This window comes from Weissella coleopterorum (genome assembly GCF_011304355.1).
Taxonomy (GTDB): domain Bacteria; phylum Bacillota; class Bacilli; order Lactobacillales; family Lactobacillaceae; genus Weissella; species Weissella coleopterorum.
In genome coordinates this window covers 1,384,261-1,401,352 of sequence record NZ_CP049888.1, presented here as the reverse complement: position 1 = coordinate 1,401,352, position 17,092 = coordinate 1,384,261, and the positions used below count along the sequence as shown (strand labels likewise).

At 38.9% G+C, this 17,092-nt stretch carries 16 protein-coding genes and 1 pseudogene; all 17 read left to right on the top strand.

Annotation, left to right across the window (positions count from 1 at the left end):
• The first annotated feature begins 24 nt into the window (after positions 1 to 24).
• The 17 genes and pseudogenes from G7084_RS07125 (at position 25) to rnr (ending at position 17,089) form a co-directional block, all read left to right on the top strand.
• Positions 25 to 1,125, top strand: a complete 1,101-nt coding sequence (locus tag G7084_RS07125; protein WP_166011321.1) for a M24 family metallopeptidase — start codon at positions 25 to 27, stop codon at positions 1,123 to 1,125.
• A gap of 5 nt (positions 1,126 to 1,130) precedes the next feature.
• Positions 1,131 to 1,748, top strand: a complete 618-nt coding sequence (locus tag G7084_RS07120; RefSeq protein ID WP_166011319.1) for a metallophosphoesterase — start codon at positions 1,131 to 1,133, stop codon at positions 1,746 to 1,748.
• 20 nt (positions 1,749 to 1,768) lie between these two features.
• Positions 1,769 to 3,151, top strand: a complete 1,383-nt coding sequence (locus G7084_RS07115) for a bifunctional metallophosphatase/5'-nucleotidase (protein WP_246163791.1) — start codon at positions 1,769 to 1,771, stop codon at positions 3,149 to 3,151.
• Positions 3,152 to 3,169: 18 nt separating this feature from the next.
• On the top strand, positions 3,170 to 3,751 hold the full coding sequence (locus G7084_RS07110) for a YutD family protein (protein WP_166011317.1): 582 nt from the start codon (positions 3,170 to 3,172) through the stop codon (positions 3,749 to 3,751).
• Positions 3,751 to 4,521 (top strand): TIGR01457 family HAD-type hydrolase, encoded by a 771-nt coding sequence (locus tag G7084_RS07105; protein WP_166011314.1) that lies wholly within the window; start codon positions 3,751 to 3,753, stop codon positions 4,519 to 4,521. Before G7084_RS07110 ends, G7084_RS07105 begins: the two co-directional genes overlap by 1 nt.
• A gap of 196 nt (positions 4,522 to 4,717) precedes the next feature.
• The gene (locus G7084_RS07100) at positions 4,718 to 5,590 is read left to right on the top strand and encodes a phosphate ABC transporter substrate-binding protein (protein ID WP_166011312.1); all 873 of its coding nucleotides are present in this window, start codon (positions 4,718 to 4,720) and stop codon (positions 5,588 to 5,590) included.
• Positions 5,591 to 5,602: 12 nt separating this feature from the next.
• Positions 5,603 to 6,520 (top strand): phosphate ABC transporter permease subunit PstC, encoded by a 918-nt coding sequence (gene pstC / locus G7084_RS07095; RefSeq protein WP_166011309.1) that lies wholly within the window; start codon positions 5,603 to 5,605, stop codon positions 6,518 to 6,520.
• Between the two features lie 3 nt (positions 6,521 to 6,523).
• On the top strand, positions 6,524 to 7,414 hold the full coding sequence (gene pstA / locus G7084_RS07090; protein WP_166011307.1) for a phosphate ABC transporter permease PstA: 891 nt from the start codon (positions 6,524 to 6,526) through the stop codon (positions 7,412 to 7,414).
• Positions 7,415 to 7,461: 47 nt separating this feature from the next.
• Positions 7,462 to 8,250, top strand: a complete 789-nt coding sequence (gene pstB, locus G7084_RS07085; protein WP_425508995.1) for a phosphate ABC transporter ATP-binding protein PstB — start codon at positions 7,462 to 7,464, stop codon at positions 8,248 to 8,250.
• Between the two features lie 11 nt (positions 8,251 to 8,261).
• Positions 8,262 to 9,020 carry a phosphate ABC transporter ATP-binding protein PstB gene (pstB, locus tag G7084_RS07080; protein ID WP_166011303.1) on the top strand — a complete coding sequence of 253 codons (759 nt, stop codon included), beginning with the start codon at positions 8,262 to 8,264 and terminating at the stop codon, positions 9,018 to 9,020.
• A 21-nt stretch (positions 9,021 to 9,041) separates the two neighbouring features.
• Entirely contained in the window at positions 9,042 to 9,716 is a 675-nt protein-coding gene (gene phoU, locus G7084_RS07075; protein ID WP_166011301.1) for a phosphate signaling complex protein PhoU, read from the top strand.
• 177 nt (positions 9,717 to 9,893) lie between these two features.
• Positions 9,894 to 10,520, top strand: coding sequence for a sulfite exporter TauE/SafE family protein (locus G7084_RS07070; protein ID WP_246163790.1), 627 nt, complete (start codon positions 9,894 to 9,896; stop codon positions 10,518 to 10,520).
• Between the two features lie 14 nt (positions 10,521 to 10,534).
• Complete coding sequence (locus tag G7084_RS08300; RefSeq protein ID WP_246163788.1) at positions 10,535 to 10,792, top strand: hypothetical protein; 258 nt, start codon at positions 10,535 to 10,537, stop codon at positions 10,790 to 10,792.
• A 241-nt stretch (positions 10,793 to 11,033) separates the two neighbouring features.
• The gene (locus tag G7084_RS07065) at positions 11,034 to 12,743 is read left to right on the top strand and encodes a septation ring formation regulator EzrA (protein WP_166011299.1); all 1,710 of its coding nucleotides are present in this window, start codon (positions 11,034 to 11,036) and stop codon (positions 12,741 to 12,743) included.
• Positions 12,744 to 13,052: 309 nt separating this feature from the next.
• Positions 13,053 to 14,306, top strand: a complete 1,254-nt coding sequence (tyrS, locus tag G7084_RS07060) for a tyrosine--tRNA ligase (RefSeq protein WP_166011297.1) — start codon at positions 13,053 to 13,055, stop codon at positions 14,304 to 14,306.
• Positions 14,307 to 14,402: 96 nt separating this feature from the next.
• A complete protein-coding gene (secG, locus tag G7084_RS07055; protein ID WP_166011295.1) occupies positions 14,403 to 14,639 on the top strand; it encodes a preprotein translocase subunit SecG in 237 nt (78 codons plus the stop codon).
• A gap of 72 nt (positions 14,640 to 14,711) precedes the next feature.
• A pseudogene (gene rnr / locus G7084_RS07050) lies at positions 14,712 to 17,089 on the top strand (ribonuclease R).
• The last annotated feature ends 3 nt before the right edge of the window (positions 17,090 to 17,092 follow it).

Here is a 17,092-nt window from a genome sequence, read left to right as displayed (position 1 = left end):
TAATAAGAAAATGAGGTAAGGCAAATGTATTTGAAGAGAATTGAAAAAGTTCGTAAAAACTTAACTATATTTAATGCTGATGGGATGCTAGTTGCTGATGGTGATAACTTAAAGTATCTAACTGGTTTTTTAGGCGGGACAGGAGATGGTCTTTTACTTATTGGAACCGCAGAACAAAAAGCGGCGTTAATTACTGATGCCCGATATGAAGAAGAATTGCGAACTAGTTTGCCAGACGGAATTGACTTACTTATCACACGTGATTATTATGGTGTTGCCATGCTGGCTGCTAAACGTTTTAAGATAAATAATCTTGGTTTTGAGGATACTCTGCCGTTTAAAATTTTTGATGTCTTAGATGAAAATTTTGAAGGACAAGATGAAAATTCAGATATTGTACCCATTCCTGAATTAGTTGAATGGTTACGCCAAGTAAAATCAGAAGATGAATTAGTCGCTTTGCGCCACTCAACGCAAGTGGCAATTCAAGCATACGAAAAGTTATTAGATCAAATTGAAGTTGGTATGACAGAACGTCAAGTAGCTAATCGACTGGATCAAATTATTAAAGATTTGGGCGCTACTAGTGCATCTTTTGAAACGATTGTGGCTTCGGGCTATCGCGGTGCGTTACCACATGGGGAAGCAACGGATAAACCGCTGGCTACTGGTGAATTAGTGACAATTGACTTTGGTTACTTTGTTGATGGGTATACTTCCGATATTACGCGGACCTTTGGAATCGGAACAATTGATGATGGTGTTAAGAGAGCGTATCAAGTTGTTCAAGAGGCAAATCAAGCGGCCATTCACCAAATTAAGGCGGGAACTTTGGCTGGAGACGTTGACCAGGCAGCTCGAAATGTGATTGAAGCAGCTGAATATGGTAAATACTATACTCATGCAACGGGTCATGGCGTGGGGTTAGCTATTCATGAGGGACCGGTCCTTTCAACCCAGGCAGAGGAACGCTTGGAAGCTGGAATGCTTTTGACCATCGAACCAGGTATTTATATTCCGGGGGCATTTGGAATCCGAATTGAAGATGATATTATTGTTACTCCAAGCGGTGTAGAAAACTTGACAGAGCAATTGACAACTGATTTGGTCATTATTGACAGGTAGTGAGAATGAATTATTTTACTGCTGATTTACATTTTTTTCATGAACAATTATTAAAAAGTGAGCATTTTTCACCAAGACCATACACCGATTTGTCATCAGAACACGCAGGCCTACAAAAGGTTTGGAATAGCCGAGTTACAGATCAAGACACCGTATATCATTTAGGGGACTTAGCCTTTCTCAATAAAATAAAACCAGCTAAAAAGGGTTATCAACAGTTGCTTGAATTATTATTAAGTTTAAAGGGACAAATCATCTTAGTTAAGGGAAACCATGATACACGCGATCTTTTTAAATTTTTAAAGAATCAACATATTATTTTAGCAGACGGTCGTCCAAAGTTTGAGTTTCATGACGTGGGGCTAATTGTAAAAGCTAATCATCATCAATTCTTTCTCACGCATTACCCATTGATTTTAGGACCCACAGCTTCTAGTATTAATTTACACGGACATATTCATCATAGTCAGGTGCCTATTGCTGAAAACATTAATGTTGGAATTGATAGTGAAGATTTAGAGTACTTGACAGCTGACCAGCGCCCAGCGTGGGGGATGCCTCTAAGCTTAGAGGAAATCGAACAGATTTTAATACAAAAACATAACCGATTATCAACAAAATAATTGAAAGGAAGGCCAATATAATGATTGAAAAAATCACAATTTTACACACAAATGATATGCATTCTCATTTGGAGCGTTGGCCTCAAATTCGACATTTTTTGAATAGCTACCGTAAACAACTATTAAGACGAGATGAAACTGTCTTAACATTTGATGTAGGCGATGCGATGGATCGGAATCATGTTTTAACGGAAGCTAGTCAAGGTAGAGCAAATATTAATTTACTGAATGGTGTGCATTACGATGGGGTGACGATTGGAAATAATGAAGGACTAAGCCTGAGCCATACAGACTTGAATCAACTTTACGAGCATGCTAATTTTCCGATTTTATTGGCTAATTTATTGGACAATAAAACAAATCAAATTCCAAAGTGGGCACATCCATACGAAATTATCACGACTAAAAATGGAACCCGGATTGGGGTGATCGGAATGACAGCCCCCTTTACGTTGACTTATCCTTTATTGGGATGGCAGCCTTTGCCGGTGGTAGCAACTTTAAAAATGATTTTAAAAGAATTAGCTGGTAAAACGGATTTAAACATTTTATTATCGCATTTGGGGTTACCGACCGATCGACACTTAGCAGATCAATTCCCGGAAGTACAAATCATTTTAGGAGCACACACACATCATCATTTACCAAAAGGTGAATGGCGGAACCAAACATTGTTAGCCGCTGCCGGACGCTATGGGGAACATATTGGCCAAGTACAACTAGAAATTGAAGATGGACAATTTAGGCAAGCGAAAGCCTCCACCATCGATGTCGAACTGTTACCCAAATTAACCCGTGATGCAGAAACCTCAGCACAATATCAAGATGAGGGTGCGAAAATGTTGAGTCAAAAAAAGGTGGCTGACATTCCGCAAGCATTTCAACGGGGAATCAACGCAAAATATCGCCTGATTGACCTCGGGTTAGAAGCGCTTAAAGCGCGCACAGAAACAGATTTAGCAATGCTGTCTACTGGGATGTTCTTAACGGATCTACCGACAGGACCTGTTAGTATGTATGAACTCCATCAAATGTTGCCACATGCAGTGCACCCGATGCGTACGAAGTTAAAAGGTAAAGAAGTGATTCGTTTAATGCGAGAAGTTAAGAAGAATCGAAATTATTTATTGGGTAGTCCAGTCTATGGTATGGGCTTTCGTGGAGGTAAATGGGGTGAAATTGTCTGGTCAGGGTTAGAGTTGACAAATGACGATAATGTTTTAGTTCATGGTCAACCAATTAATCTGGCGAAAGACTATTATATTGGTGGATTGGATCATTATTTATTTTTCCCTTATTTTCCGACTCTGGAAATTATGGGTAAAAACGAATTATCATATGACACCGTTTTACGGGAAGACTTTGCATCTTATTTAGCACAACAATTCCCACTTAAAAAATAAAAATTGAAGGGATTTAGCATGGATCGAGAACGAATGAAAGAGTTGGCTCAGGCCCAAAAAATTGAACGAATTGCACAAACTCGTTTGGAACATGGTGTGACAGAGATCGACCTGTTAATTAATGAACGTGCTTATAAACTAGTCACCAATTATCGAGATGCATATCAAGATGATCTAATTGCGGCGCGTTTTAGTACTTTTTTGGAAAAATATGATTATTTAGTTGGAGATATTGCAGCAGATCAACTTCGAATTCACGGCTTTTATAAAGATGGGACTCCAGGAGTTTCGAGAATGGATCAAATTAGTGCATTACAGGATTATATTTATGAATTTATGAATTTTGGGGCACCATATTTTGTATTAGAAAATTTGGAACCGCACATCGTTGAAGAAGAAGAGCCAGAGGCATCACGCCCTAGACGCCGGCGGAATCATCATAGTAATAAAAATCATGCACATATTGGCGAAAAGAAAAGTTCATTAAAAAAGAGTAACCATCAATTAAATAATAAAAATCAAAAACAGGCGGTTACTAAAGGGAATAATCGGAAACGACGCTTTGAAATTCATGAACGTAATACTGAGGGAAATAAATAATGACTTATGAAGGATACTTTATTGATTTAGATGGAACTATTTATCAGGGGAAAAATAGTTTTCCAAGTGGGAAACGGTTTATCGAACGTTTGAGACAGAATGATAAACAGTTCATGTTTGTGACCAATAATGCTACGCGGACACCCGAGCAAGTTCAACGAACCCTTGCCGATGAGCATGATATTCATGTAGATATGACACAAATTTATACCTCTGCTATGGCGACAGCTGATTATGTTTCACGACTAGCTGAAGTTAAAAAGGTGCTAGTCATTGGTGAAATTGGTTTGCATCAGGCTTTGGCAGCAAAGGGGCTTACCATTGTTACCCGGGGAAATGCTGACGCCGTAGTAGTGGGCTTAAATCGTGAATTAAAGTATGATGATTTGATGTATGCAACGTTGGCGATTCAAAATGGAGCTAAATTTATTGCGACCAACATTGATACAAATTTACCTAATGAAAAGGGGATGATTCCCGGAGCCGGCACAGTCGTAGCAGCAGTTCAAACTGCTACGCAGCAACAGCCGATCATTATTGGTAAGCCATATACACCAATTATGGAAGGTGCATTGCAACGAGCTCAACTTGATGTCAAGCAAGTCATTATGGTGGGTGACAATTATAAAACTGATATTCAAGCAGGTATTAATTTAAAAATGGATACGTTATTGGTATATAGCGGTATTTCTACAAAAAGTCAAATTAAGGCCGAGCAAATTAAACCGACCCATGAAGTAGATTCATTGGATGATTGGGTAATTGAATAACAAAATTGAAGCTAATATTTACTTTGAAGAAGTGTTCCTTTTGTTGGCGCACTTTTTTATTTTGGATTAATGTCGCAGCTTATAATTTAAAAAGAGTCATAATAAATAATTATCTTTACATTAATGTTATGGAATCACTATCCAAAAAATAAGATAATGATAGTAATGATTGTAGGACTTTGAAGGAGATAGTGCGATGAAGCAGAAGTGGATATGGGGGACTGCGTTTTTAATAGGCGTAGCAGTCTTGATTGGGGCCTATGTAACACGTGATCAGCAAAAGAACGTTAATATCAATGCGGTAGGATCAACAGCCTTGCAACCAATGGTTGAAGCAGCGGGTGAAGACTTTCAGCGAGAAAATCCCGGAGTCTATGTCAACGTTCAAGGTGGCGGCTCTGGAACAGGACTAGCACAAATTCAGGCTGGCGCTGTTGATTTAGGAAATGCAGATATGTTCGCCGAAGAAAAAAAGGGGATTAAGGCGGATCAATTACAAGACCATCAGGTGGCGGTGATTGGAATCGCACCGATTATCAACAAAGATGCTAAAGTGAAAAACTTGACAACGCAACAATTGATTGATATTTTCACAAAAAAGGTTACTAACTGGCAAGCCGTTGGTGGTGCTGATGTACCGATTGTCTTAGTTAATCGGGTGAATGGTTCTGGAACCCGAGTAACATTTGAACGTTACGGTCTTGACCAAACTCCATCTGCTGAAGGACAAGAACAAGATTCATCCGGAACGGCACGCTCAATTGTCGCTTCAACACCGGGTGCGATATCATATGTGGCATTTTCGTACATTGATAAAAAGCAAATTGATGTGCCTAAATTAAATGGAGTGGCGGCTAATAATACTAATGTTACCAATGGTAAATATCCCATTTGGTCGTATGAACATATTTATACGAAGGGTTCAATGAGTCCGGAAGTTAATCAATTTATTAACTATCTAAAATCAGATAAAATTCAAAGTACATTGGTACCTAAATTAGGATATATATCAATTCATGAGATGCAAGTTAAACGTGATGTTTCAGGTGTGATTACACCCGTCAAATAAAGAGGAATTAAAATGGATGAGATTAAAGATGCACTAACGAAAACTAGTGCTGCAACCAAAAAAGATCGGTTTGGCCGAGCCATTTCCATGGCCGCTTTAGCTTTAATTTTGATTGTGGTTATTTCGATTTTTTGGTTTGTAGCTTCTAAAGGGCTTGCAACATTTTTTACCAATCATGTTAATCTGGGTGACTTTTTATTTGGTTCAAAATGGGCTCCTGGTCAACTTGATGCACATGGTAAGCCATTGGCTGGAGCTGCTTCGATGATTGTAGGTTCATTTTTAGTAACCTTACTTTCAGCTATTATTGCAACCCCATTTGCGATTGGTACTGCTGTTTTTATGACAGAAATATCACCTAAACGTGGTGCCAAAATTTTGCAACCAGTGACTGAATTATTAGTTGGAATTCCATCAGTTGTTTATGGATTTATTGGTTTAACAATTGTAGTGCCAACAATGCGGAATTTATTTGGTGGATCTGGGTTTGGAATCTTAGCCGGGGCGATGGTTTTGTTTGTAATGATCTTGCCGACCGTTACATCAATGACTGTTGATACGTTAAAAGCGGTTCCTCGTCATTATCGTGAGTCTGCCCTAGCCTTAGGAGCAACGCGTTGGCAAATGATTTATAAGGTGATTTTGCGTTCAGCTACGCCTGGAATTTTAACGGCTATTGTTTTTGGAATGGCGCGGGCCTTCGGTGAAGCGCTAGCGGTCCAAATGGTTGTTGGGAATGCGGCGTTAATGCCACATAATTTAACGTCACCAGCGGCAACGTTGACATCAGTTTTGACACAAGGAATTGGTAATACGGTTATGGGATCATTAGAAAATAATGCGTTATGGTCATTAGCTTTGATTCTTTTGTTGATGTCATTGGTCTTTAACTTAGTAATTCGGGCAATCGGTAAGAAAGGGGCCATGTAAGACATGAATGCAAAAAAAAGTGATAAATTAGCAACCATTATCTTATTTAGTATTGCTGGATTCGTAATTTTAATTTTGGCTGCATTATTAGGATATATTTTAATTCAAGGAATTCCACATCTATCATGGCATTTCTTAACTTCGCCAGCCGAATCTTTTACGGCAGGGGGTGGAATTGGCATTCAACTTTTTAACTCGTTCTACTTATTGGTTATTACAATGATCATTTCGTTTCCAATTGCTTTGGGGGCAGGAATTTATTTAAATGAATATGCTAATCAAAAGTCTAAAATCATCGAAGTTATTCGAACGATGATTGAAATTCTTTCATCATTGCCTTCAGTGGTAGTGGGATTATTTGGATTTCTGCTGTTCGTGGTTCAGTTTAAATTTGGTTTTTCATTATTATCAGGCGCCATTGCGCTGACTTTTTTCAACCTACCGCTCTTAACGCGTTCAGTTGAAGAGTCACTAAGAACTATTCCTGATTTACAACGAGAAGCGGGAGCAGCCCTTGGGTTGTCACGTTGGGAAACGGTGGGACACATTATTTTGCCGGCCGCTTTACCATCCATTGTAACGGGGATTGTTTTATCAGCAGGCCGTGTTTTTGGAGAAGCCGCTGCGTTAATTTACACGGCCGGGCAGTCTGCTCCGGTAGTGAACTTTAATGATTGGAATCCCTTTGACTCGACGTCGCCATTAAATGTCATGCGACCAGCTGAAACGTTGGCAGTGCATATTTGGAAAATCAATTCTGAAGGAATTATGCCCGACGCGGCAGCTGTATCGGCAGGAGCCTCGGCAGTTTTGATTATTGCTGTGCTACTCTTTAACTTTGCAGCCCGTTCCTTGAGTAAATTGTTATATCGCCGTTTAACATCAAGTAAGTAAGGAGTTATTAGATGACAGATGTAGATAAATTTGTTTTTCCAGATGAAATGCCTGAGCATTATGTAATAGATATTAATGATGCTAAGCATGAAATAGCTTTGTCAGCGCATGATTTAGAAGTTTTTTATGGTGAAAAACAAGCTTTACAAAAGACAAACCTGAAATTTGAACGTTATAAGATCACCTCTTTAATCGGGGCTTCTGGTTCCGGAAAATCTACTTTTTTACGCTCATTAAATCGGATGAATGATACTGTGGGGACCGTGAATGGACAGATCATGTATCGAGGATTAGATGTGAATTCATCTGAAATCGATGTTTATGAGATGCGTAAACATATTGGAATGGTTTTTCAACGTCCCAATCCGTTTGCGAAGTCCATTCAAGAAAATATTACTTTTGCTTTGAAACAACATGGAATTAAGGATCAAGCTGTCTTAAAAGAACGTGTCGAAACTAGTCTCAAGCAGGCGGCTTTGTGGGATGAAGTAAAAGATAATTTAGATAAATCAGCTTTATCGCTTTCAGGTGGCCAGCAACAAAGATTGGTCATTGCGCGAGCCATTGCGTTGCATCCAGATATTTTACTATTAGATGAACCAGCTTCAGCGCTTGATCCTATTTCATCAGCAAAAATTGAAAATACCTTGCTGGAATTGAAAGAAAAATATACGATTATTATCGTCACGCATAATATGCAACAAGCCGCCCGTGTTTCAGACTATACCGCCTTTTTCCACATGGGTGAGGTTTTAGAATATGATTTAACCCGGAAAATCTTTACGCGGCCAAAGGTGCAGCGAACGATTGATTACGTTAATGGAAACTTTGGATAAGGGTGAAACAAATGAGTGAAAAATTGTTAATTACAGAAAATGTACGCCTCTATTATGGTGAAAAAGAAGCTTTACATGGGATTAATTTAGATTATGACCGTTTTGGAATTACGGCTTTGATTGGACCGTCTGGGTCTGGTAAGTCAACTTATTTACGTGCTTTGAATCGGATGCATGACTTAACTGACTATGTCACAGTGACTGGGACTTTTCTGTTAAATGGGGAAGATATCTATGCACCCACTATGGATACTGTTGATTTAAGAAAAAGAATTGGAATGGTTTTCCAGCAGCCAAATCCATTTCCATTTTCGATCTACGATAATGTGGCATTTGGAATGCGGACTGCGGGGATTAAAGATAAAGCGCAATTAGATGAGAAGGTCGAAACATCACTACAAGCCGCGGCCATTTGGGATGAGGTGAAAGATGATTTGCATAAATCGGCACTCTCATTGTCTGGTGGTCAGCAACAGCGTGTGTCGATTGCTCGAGCGTTAGCTACTTCACCTGAAATTTTATTATTGGATGAACCAACCTCAGCGCTTGATCCTGTGTCAGCCAATATGGTGGAAAATACTTTAATGCAACTTCGCGAGCAATATACAATGATTATTGTGACGCATTCAATGTCACAAGCCTCACGAATTTCCGATCGGACAGCATTTTTCAATCAAGGAAATTTGATTGAAGTCAACGATACGAAAAAAATGTTTCTTAATCCGGATCAAGAAATGACTCAAGATTATATTTCAGGTCTATTTGGATAATAAAAATTAAAGGAGATCAATATGCGTCGATTATTTGATGAAGAACTAGCAGATCTAGATACATCTTTTAAAGAAATGGGATTATTAGTTTCGGAAACGATTCAACGCTCTGTCCAAGCATTCTTGGATCATGATCGAGCTGGTGCTCAAGAGATTATTGATAACGATAAAGCTATTAATCAACGAGAAATTGCATTAGAGAAAAAAAGTTTTGAGATGATTGCCTTGTATCAACCAGTTACGACAGATTTGCGGGAAATTGTGACCATTTTAAAGGCAGTGTCGGTGGTGGAACGAATAGGTGATAATGCTCGAAATGTGGCATTATCAACAATTCATGTGAAGGGAAATCGCCGGGTTGCCCAAATTGAAAAGCAAATTGGTGAAACTGGGACTTTAGTTGCTAAAATGGTAGCTGATGTATTAACCTATTATATTAGCGATGATGCAGCCGGGGCGACTTCAATGTCAGAGGTGGCGATGAAAGTGGCCGATTCAACGAAAGCAATTCGAGATCTTGCCATTGGCGCCATGAAGGCTGATCCAGAAAATGTTGAAGCTGCAACAGATTATCTGGTAGTTGGTGGATATTTGAAGCGGACAGCTGATTATGTGACTGATATTGCTGAGTGGGTTATTTACAAGCGCACTGGTAAAATTGTCGAGTTAAATCCAGGGACTTCAAGTTTCATTTAATAAATTCGAATCTTTATCAATTGAGGAATGAAAAATATTTTTCATTCTTTTTATTTGGAAAATAGAAAAAATAATAAGAATGTAAAATTTTAAGTGTTATTTCGAGATATTTTTGGTAGCATGAAAACTAGCGAATTAATGGTAAGTACGTTAAAAAGATAGATTTAGGGGAAAAGTATGCACGATACACTTATTTTACGAGGATTACAGATCGTTTTAGTAATTGGGATTATTACGATGCTGTTTATCTATTATCATCAAATTAAAAAAACCGGTTTGAAATGGCATCACGGTGGACTTAAAGCTTTTATCATTGGTTTTATAACCGACTTTGGTGACACAATTGGGATTGGAAGCTTTGCAACAACGACTGCGGCGTTTAAAGTGACCCATTTTCTTGATGATGATCGGAACTTACCGGGAACGATGAATGCCGTTCATGCCGTTCCAACTATGTTTGAAGCCCTATTTTTTTTAACAGCCGTTAAAATCGACTGGCGTACTTTTATTGTAATGACCGTGGCATCAATTTTAGGGGCGTTAATTGGACCGCGCTTAACGGCCAACTGGGATGCACAAAAAATTCGTGGAGTTTTGGCGTGGATGTTAGTTTTAGCCGCAATTGTCATGCTTTATAATATTTTCTTTTTACCCGTACCGGGAATGGGTAAAAATGCCTTAGTCGGATGGCAATTATGGTTGGGATTTGGCTTTAATTTCTTACTGGGAATTATGATGACGTTAGGTTTGGGTAACTATACTCCTGAATTGATTTTTTTCTCACTGATGGGGATGAACCCTTAGTAGCATATCCAGTGATGATGATGAATTCTGCGGTAGTTATGACGACAGCAGCCAGTGGCTTTATTCGTACGAAACGAATTCAATGGTGGGGATTAGGCATGATTGTCCTAGGTGGAATTTTTGGTGTGATTGTGGCTGCCACGCTTGTCCGCAATATCAATGTTTCTATTATTCGATATGGAATTGTCGCACTCTCATTATGGACTGCCTACAGCCTTTGGAAAGAATCACGTAAAGTTTTAGCTATTGAATCAGCGGTTGAAAATCAATAAGTTAATTTTACGTCGAAGATAATTAAACTAAGCCTTTTCAAGGGCTTGGTTTTTTTTAAACTCAAATGGATTGATTTATTAAAATATAGAATTGAAAATATTAATATTATATAAAGGAAATTCAAGAATTAATAAAGCTATGGGGTAAAAACAGTTTGCAGGGATAAAACATGGTAAATTAAACTCAAGGAAAAGTAAAAAAGGAGTTTGGACGTGGCGGGCACGTTTCAGTAAAAACAACATGACCCAGGTAGGACACATTGTTATTGGTTTCATCATCGTCATTGCAGCTATTTATCTATTTATTTTTGTTGCGCAGCGTTTAATCGCCAGACAGGTTGCTAAATTAACGGTCAAGCTGCAAACATTAAAGGATATTCCAATGCAAGAACGACTGGTTAAAGGTCGTAAAATGAGCCTGATGGGAAAAACCTTAGATGATTTTCAAGAAAATGAAGCTTTATATAATCGAATTGCTACTACGGATTTTGATGCAGTATCGCAACAAGCTGATCAAGTTTTAGTCGCTGCGCATGGGTTTAATGTTTGGCAAACGAATCAAGAGCTACGTAATTTGAAAAAACAGGTGGCCCAAGTAGCCAGAAATATTGATACGGTTAATCAAGGGTTAACAGATCTAGAACGGATTGATGAAGAACATAAACAAGCGGTTCAAGATTTAGAGAGTAAGTATAAAGAACTTCGGAAGACGTTATTATCACAAAATTTTATTTTTGGTAATACACTTGATAAGTTGGAAGATGTTTTAGGTGAGCTTGAGGATGAATTTGCAGAATTCGCGCGTTTAACCGAAGCAGGTGACCATGTCGCCGCCTCGGAAATCTATGAATCATTGGCCATGGAAACCAATCAATTAGAAGAAAGAATGAATCAGATTCCAGAACTCGTCAAAGATTTAACGAAGACAATTCCTAATCAGGAAGAGGAATTACAAACGACTTTAGATCAAATGATCGAGCAAGGTTTCACTTTTCAAGATAATCTAGTTGAAAATGCATTGATGCAAATTGAAGCGGATCGCCAGGTCGCTTTAGAAACGTTGAAAGATTTAACCTTGAAAAAAGTTCAAGAACGTTTGGTGACTTTACATCAAGCCATTGATCAAATATATCAAACCTTTGAAAAGGAATATCAAGCTTCACAAATTGTACAAAATAAATTGGAAACTTTACGTGAGTATTTGGGACATTTACAACAACAAAATCAAAATTTAAATCAACTAGTTGGTCAATTAAATCAAAATTATATTTTTAACCATGATGAAGAGAATAGTATTCGTGACTTTGCTCGTCAGTTGTTACAAATTGAAAAAAATTTGGATGATATTCGTTTAGGTATTAATAAAAATGAGGTGGTTTATTCACAACTGACTGATCAATTAATGATTGATGAAAAACAACTGGATCAATTGGAAGAGAAACAATTGAATTTATGGGAGAGTTTAAATGTACTTCCAGAAATTGTTCAAACTGCACAGAATAAAGTTGAATTATTCATTGAAGCGATGCGTAAAATTAAGCGGCGTGTTGAACGGCAAGGACTGCCTGGCGCTCCAACGGCTTATTTGAATTTTTTCGATCAAGTTTCGGAAATGTTGAATAAATTACAGCAACAAGTAAATGCTCCGCGGGTCAATGTTGATGATTTGCAACGGCAAGTGAGCATTGTGGGGTCAGATTTAGATAATCTTCAGGCGGCAACCAACGACTTATTAGCTAATGCAACGCTAACAGGAATTTTATTGCATAAAGCGAATCAATATCGTGAATATCCTGAAGTCGGTCAAGCCGTTCAAAACGCACAAGTGGAATATAATCAATTTTATAATTATGAAAAAGCGGTCGAAGTTTTAGGCCAAACCTTAGATCGCATCGAGTCTGGAACAACTGATCGTTTACGCGAACAAAATCAACAGAATCGACTTTTCTAAATTTAAGAAAAGCACTTGTGACACTAGATTTAAGTATGGTAAAATTAAGTTGAAAATTAGAGACAAAGTAGAATTAGTTTAGGACATGTTAGAGATATGGCGGTTGGTGCAAGCGATACCTAAAATTAATTTGAATTACATTTCAGCAATTAACATAATTTTCCGCATCATCTTGCGATATCAAGATGCCAAGTGGTGATTATTTGTAATCACAATTTAGGTGGTACCGTGTATTAACTTGCATCCTAATGACGTTTCGTTATTAGGGTGCTTTTTTATTAAATAAAATTATTATTGGAGGTTTTAACAATGGATGTCATAAATGAATTAACGTGGCGTGATGCGATTAACCAGGTGACAGATGCAGATGGACTAAAAGAAACTATCGAAAATGAACAAATCGGAGCGTATGTGGGAATCGATCCCACGGGTGATTCTATGCACATTGGTCACTTAATTCCGTTTATGATCTTAAAGCGGTTGCAGTTAGCAGGGGTACGTCCAGTGATTGTAATTGGGGGTGCGACAGGATCAATTGGTGATCCGTCTGGTAAAAAACAAGAGCGAAAGCTATTAGATCAGAATGCGGTTGATCAAAATGTTCAAAAGATTACGGGTCAAATGGAACGTTTGTTTGGCAAAGATGGCTTTACCGTTACGAATAATAAGAATTGGTTGGGATCGATGACATTACTCGATTTCTTACGAGATTACGGAAAGTTATTTCCTATTAATGTTATGTTAGCAAAAGATGTTGTCGCCTCAAGATTAGAAGCCGGAATTTCTTTTACTGAATTCACGTATCAAATATTGCAATCAATTGATTTTCATCACCTTTGGCAAAATGAGCATGTCCGACTTCAAATTGGTGGATCAGACCAATGGGGGAATATAACGGGTGGAATTGATCTAATTCACCGTTTAGAGGGTAGTGACGCTAAGGCGTATGGATTGACAGTTCCATTACTTTTGAAGGCAGATGGGACGAAGTTTGGTAAGACCGAAGGTGGTGCAATTTGGTTGGACCCAGAAAAGACAACTCCATTCGATTTTTACCAGTTCTGGCTTAATACCGCCGATAATGATGTCGAAAAGATGCTGAAGTATTTTACGTTCCTTTCACAAGAGACCATTGCTGAATTGATGGACCAAATGCAAGTTGATGCAGCTAAACGGGCGGCTCAAACCCGCTTAGCACAAGAAGTTACTGCCTTTGTGCACGGAGAAAAGGCCGTTCCGGTTGCTGAATTAATGACATCAATTTTGTTTGGAAATGGTGATGTGAGCCAATTGTCCTTAGATGAAGTCGCGGCCTTAGCGGGAAACGTGAAGACTTTTGCACAAGACGGACACACGGTGGGAATTTTAGATTTAGTCGTAGCGGCTGGATTAGAGACGTCTAAAACCGCTGCTCGCCGCGCCGTTAAGGATGGAGCGATTCGAATTAATGGGGTTCAAATTAAGGACGATACTGCTGAAATTGATCCACAAAGTAAATTTGAGGGACAGTATGTCATTGTTAAGCGGGGAAAGAAGAAGTGGGCGGTTGGAGTCTTAAAATAGACTTTATCTTTATGGGTTTATGATTTAACTTGAAGTAATTTGCGAAACATGCTAAAATCTACCAATAGATATGATGTCTAAAGGAGGCGCAGCTAAATGTATAATACATTATTAACGGCAATGATTATTGTCGGAATTTTGATTATTATTGCTGTATTAATGCAGCCATCAAAGCAACAAGACGCTTTGTCGGCCTTGTCAGGTGGTGGCGGAGATTTATTTGCAACCCAAAAAGCACGAGGCTTTGAAGCTGTGATGCAACGTGTTACAACAATCTTGGGAGCAGTTTGGTTCCTTTTGGGGCTGGCTTTGGTATATCTTTCAGCACACTAACGAATAGCGCATTTCCCTCTCGTGATACGTTGCGAGAGGGTTTTATTTTAGAAATAGAGGAAAAGATAAAAAATGGACGCACAACAATTACAAAAAGAATTATTTGGCTTTTTAAAAGCTAATAACACACAAAGTTATTCAGCCCAAACTTTAACAGATGGATTACGCTTGAATGATGCTAATGGATTTACGCAAGTTGTACAGGGACTTGCGCAGCTAGAACGTGATGGTCAAATTGAAGAAATTGACGGAGCATTTAAGTACAATGCAAAAAGCCAAGGCTACATTGGGACTTTCCGTTCCAATGCGAAAGGCTTTGGCTTCGTGGCAGTAGATGGTTTAACGGAAGATGTCTTCGTTAATCCGGACAATACGGCGCAAGCCTTGAACTTAGATCAGGTTCGAGTAACCTTATTGACTAAAGGGGATGCTGCCACTGGTCGTGGTCCGGAAGGTTTGGTTGAAGAAATTGTTAATCACGATTTAAGTCAAGTCGTGGGTGAATTTAAACTGGGATCGGATTACACCGGTTATATCGGAACTGTTAATATTACGGACAAGAAGAATGCAAATTATAGTTTCCTAGTGAGCGAAGGCGGGATCACCGCTAATGACGGTGAAGTCGTAGTGGCTCAGATTCAACAATACCCGACCGCAGCAATGCCAAAACAAATGACGGGAATTATTTCCGAATCCATTGGTTTTAAAGATGAACCAGGTGTCGATATTATGGCGATTGTGCATCAACATAAGGTGCCAGCGGTATTTGATGATGCTGTATTGACGCAAGCCAAAGAAATTCCTGATCATGTATTGGATTCAGAATGGTCTGGTCGGGAAGATATCACCGAGCAACCATTAGTGACAATTGATTCGATTGAGTCTAAAGATTTGGATGATGCGGTGGTTGTTTGGAAATTAGAAAATGGGAATTTCCATTTAGGGGTACACATTGCGGATGTATCGCATTATGTCCCTGAGGGTACGCCGCTAGATTTAGAAGCTTATAATCGCGGGACTTCCGTTTATTTAACGGATCGTGTAATTCCGATGTTGCCACGTAATATCTCAAACGGGATTGCTTCTTTGAATCCTGGGGTGGAGCGCTTAGCAATGTCAGCTGAGATGGAATTTACACCACAAGGTGAATTAGTTGACTATCGTTTGCATCAGTCGGTGATGAAGTCACATGCCAGAATGACGTATAAAGCGGTTAATGCTATTTTGGATGGTGATACGGAGACGCGTGAAGCTTATCATGACTTGGTTCCCATGTTTGAAGAGATGGGTGAGCTCCATAATATTTTAGCGCAGAAACGAATCGAGCGTGGGGCAATTGAATTTGATGCCCCTGAAGCTAAAATTATTGTTGATGAAAAGGGTAAACCTACGGATATCCAAATTCGTGAACGTGGTCTTTCTGAACGAATTATTGAATCATTTATGTTAGCAGCTAATGAGACGGTTGCGATGCATTTTGATAAGCTTCATTTACCGTTCTTATATCGAATTCATACCACACCGGACTTAGAAAAAAGTGTTCGATTCTTTGAATTTGTGAAAGCGCTTGGCGGAAAGGTTAACGCCGATCCTAATAATGTTAAGCCAATGGATTTTCAAAAAATTCACGATGAGTTTATGGGATTACCATCAGAACAAATGGTTTCAACGATGATGCTTCGCTCAATGCAACGAGCGGCTTATAGTAATGAACCTTTGGGTCACTTCGGTTTGGGAGCAGAGTATTATACACACTTCACGTCCCCTATCCGGCGTTATCCGGATTTAACAGTGCATCGCTTGATTAAATGGTACGAGACCAACGGAACCGATGAAGCCGCCCAAGCTAAGTATCGGGATAAACTGGCGGAAATTGGTAATGATACTTCGGTCCGGGAACGTCGTGCTATTGATACCGAACGCGATACTGATGCGATGAAAAAGACGGAATTCATGGAAGATAAAGTGGGACAAGAATTTGATGCCGTGGTTAATGGTGTTATGAAGTTTGGAATGTTTGTCTCGCTTGATAATACGGTTGAGGGGTTAATTCATACTTCTAACTTAACTGATGATTACTATATGTATGATGAAAGTCATTTAGCGTTAATTGGACGTCGTTTCCACCATATTTATCAGATTGGACAAGCAGTCAAGGTTAAACTTGTCCGAGTTGATAAAGAACAAAGTTCACTTGATTTTATCTTGGTAGATCCAAAAGCAGCGCCGATTACTGATATTAAAGTTGCGGATAATCATCGGGGAGCTTTGGTAACAAGAATAAGAGTCATCATGATAAATCACATCAGGGTAAACCTAAGGCAGATCAACCCAAAAAAGATTCGGGAGCTAAGCGACGTCATAACAATGGTCAAGCCTTAGGTGCTTTAAATGATCGGCGTAAACCAAATGATCCACGAGAAAATGCTAACCGTAAGGGTCGCCACTAATTT

Excerpts from the sequence above, each read along its gene's own strand:
- G7084_RS07125 (WP_166011321.1), top strand. The coding sequence starts at position 25 with ATGTATTTGAAGAGAATTGAAAAAGTTCGTAAAAACTTAACTATATTT.
- G7084_RS07120 (WP_166011319.1), top strand. The coding sequence starts at position 1,131 with ATGAATTATTTTACTGCTGATTTACATTTTTTTCATGAACAATTATTA.
- G7084_RS07115 (WP_246163791.1), top strand. The coding sequence starts at position 1,769 with ATGATTGAAAAAATCACAATTTTACACACAAATGATATGCATTCTCAT.
- G7084_RS07110 (WP_166011317.1), top strand. The coding sequence starts at position 3,170 with ATGGATCGAGAACGAATGAAAGAGTTGGCTCAGGCCCAAAAAATTGAA.
- G7084_RS07105 (WP_166011314.1), top strand. The coding sequence starts at position 3,751 with ATGACTTATGAAGGATACTTTATTGATTTAGATGGAACTATTTATCAG.
- G7084_RS07100 (WP_166011312.1), top strand. The coding sequence starts at position 4,718 with ATGAAGCAGAAGTGGATATGGGGGACTGCGTTTTTAATAGGCGTAGCA.
- pstC (WP_166011309.1), top strand. The coding sequence starts at position 5,603 with ATGGATGAGATTAAAGATGCACTAACGAAAACTAGTGCTGCAACCAAA.
- pstA (WP_166011307.1), top strand. The coding sequence starts at position 6,524 with ATGAATGCAAAAAAAAGTGATAAATTAGCAACCATTATCTTATTTAGT.
- pstB (WP_425508995.1), top strand. The coding sequence starts at position 7,462 with ATGCCTGAGCATTATGTAATAGATATTAATGATGCTAAGCATGAAATA.
- pstB (WP_166011303.1), top strand. The coding sequence starts at position 8,262 with ATGAGTGAAAAATTGTTAATTACAGAAAATGTACGCCTCTATTATGGT.
- phoU (WP_166011301.1), top strand. The coding sequence starts at position 9,042 with ATGCGTCGATTATTTGATGAAGAACTAGCAGATCTAGATACATCTTTT.
- G7084_RS07070 (WP_246163790.1), top strand. The coding sequence starts at position 9,894 with ATGCACGATACACTTATTTTACGAGGATTACAGATCGTTTTAGTAATT.
- G7084_RS08300 (WP_246163788.1), top strand. The coding sequence starts at position 10,535 with ATGATGATGAATTCTGCGGTAGTTATGACGACAGCAGCCAGTGGCTTT.
- G7084_RS07065 (WP_166011299.1), top strand. The coding sequence starts at position 11,034 with ATGACCCAGGTAGGACACATTGTTATTGGTTTCATCATCGTCATTGCA.
- tyrS (WP_166011297.1), top strand. The coding sequence starts at position 13,053 with ATGGATGTCATAAATGAATTAACGTGGCGTGATGCGATTAACCAGGTG.
- secG (WP_166011295.1), top strand. The coding sequence starts at position 14,403 with ATGTATAATACATTATTAACGGCAATGATTATTGTCGGAATTTTGATT.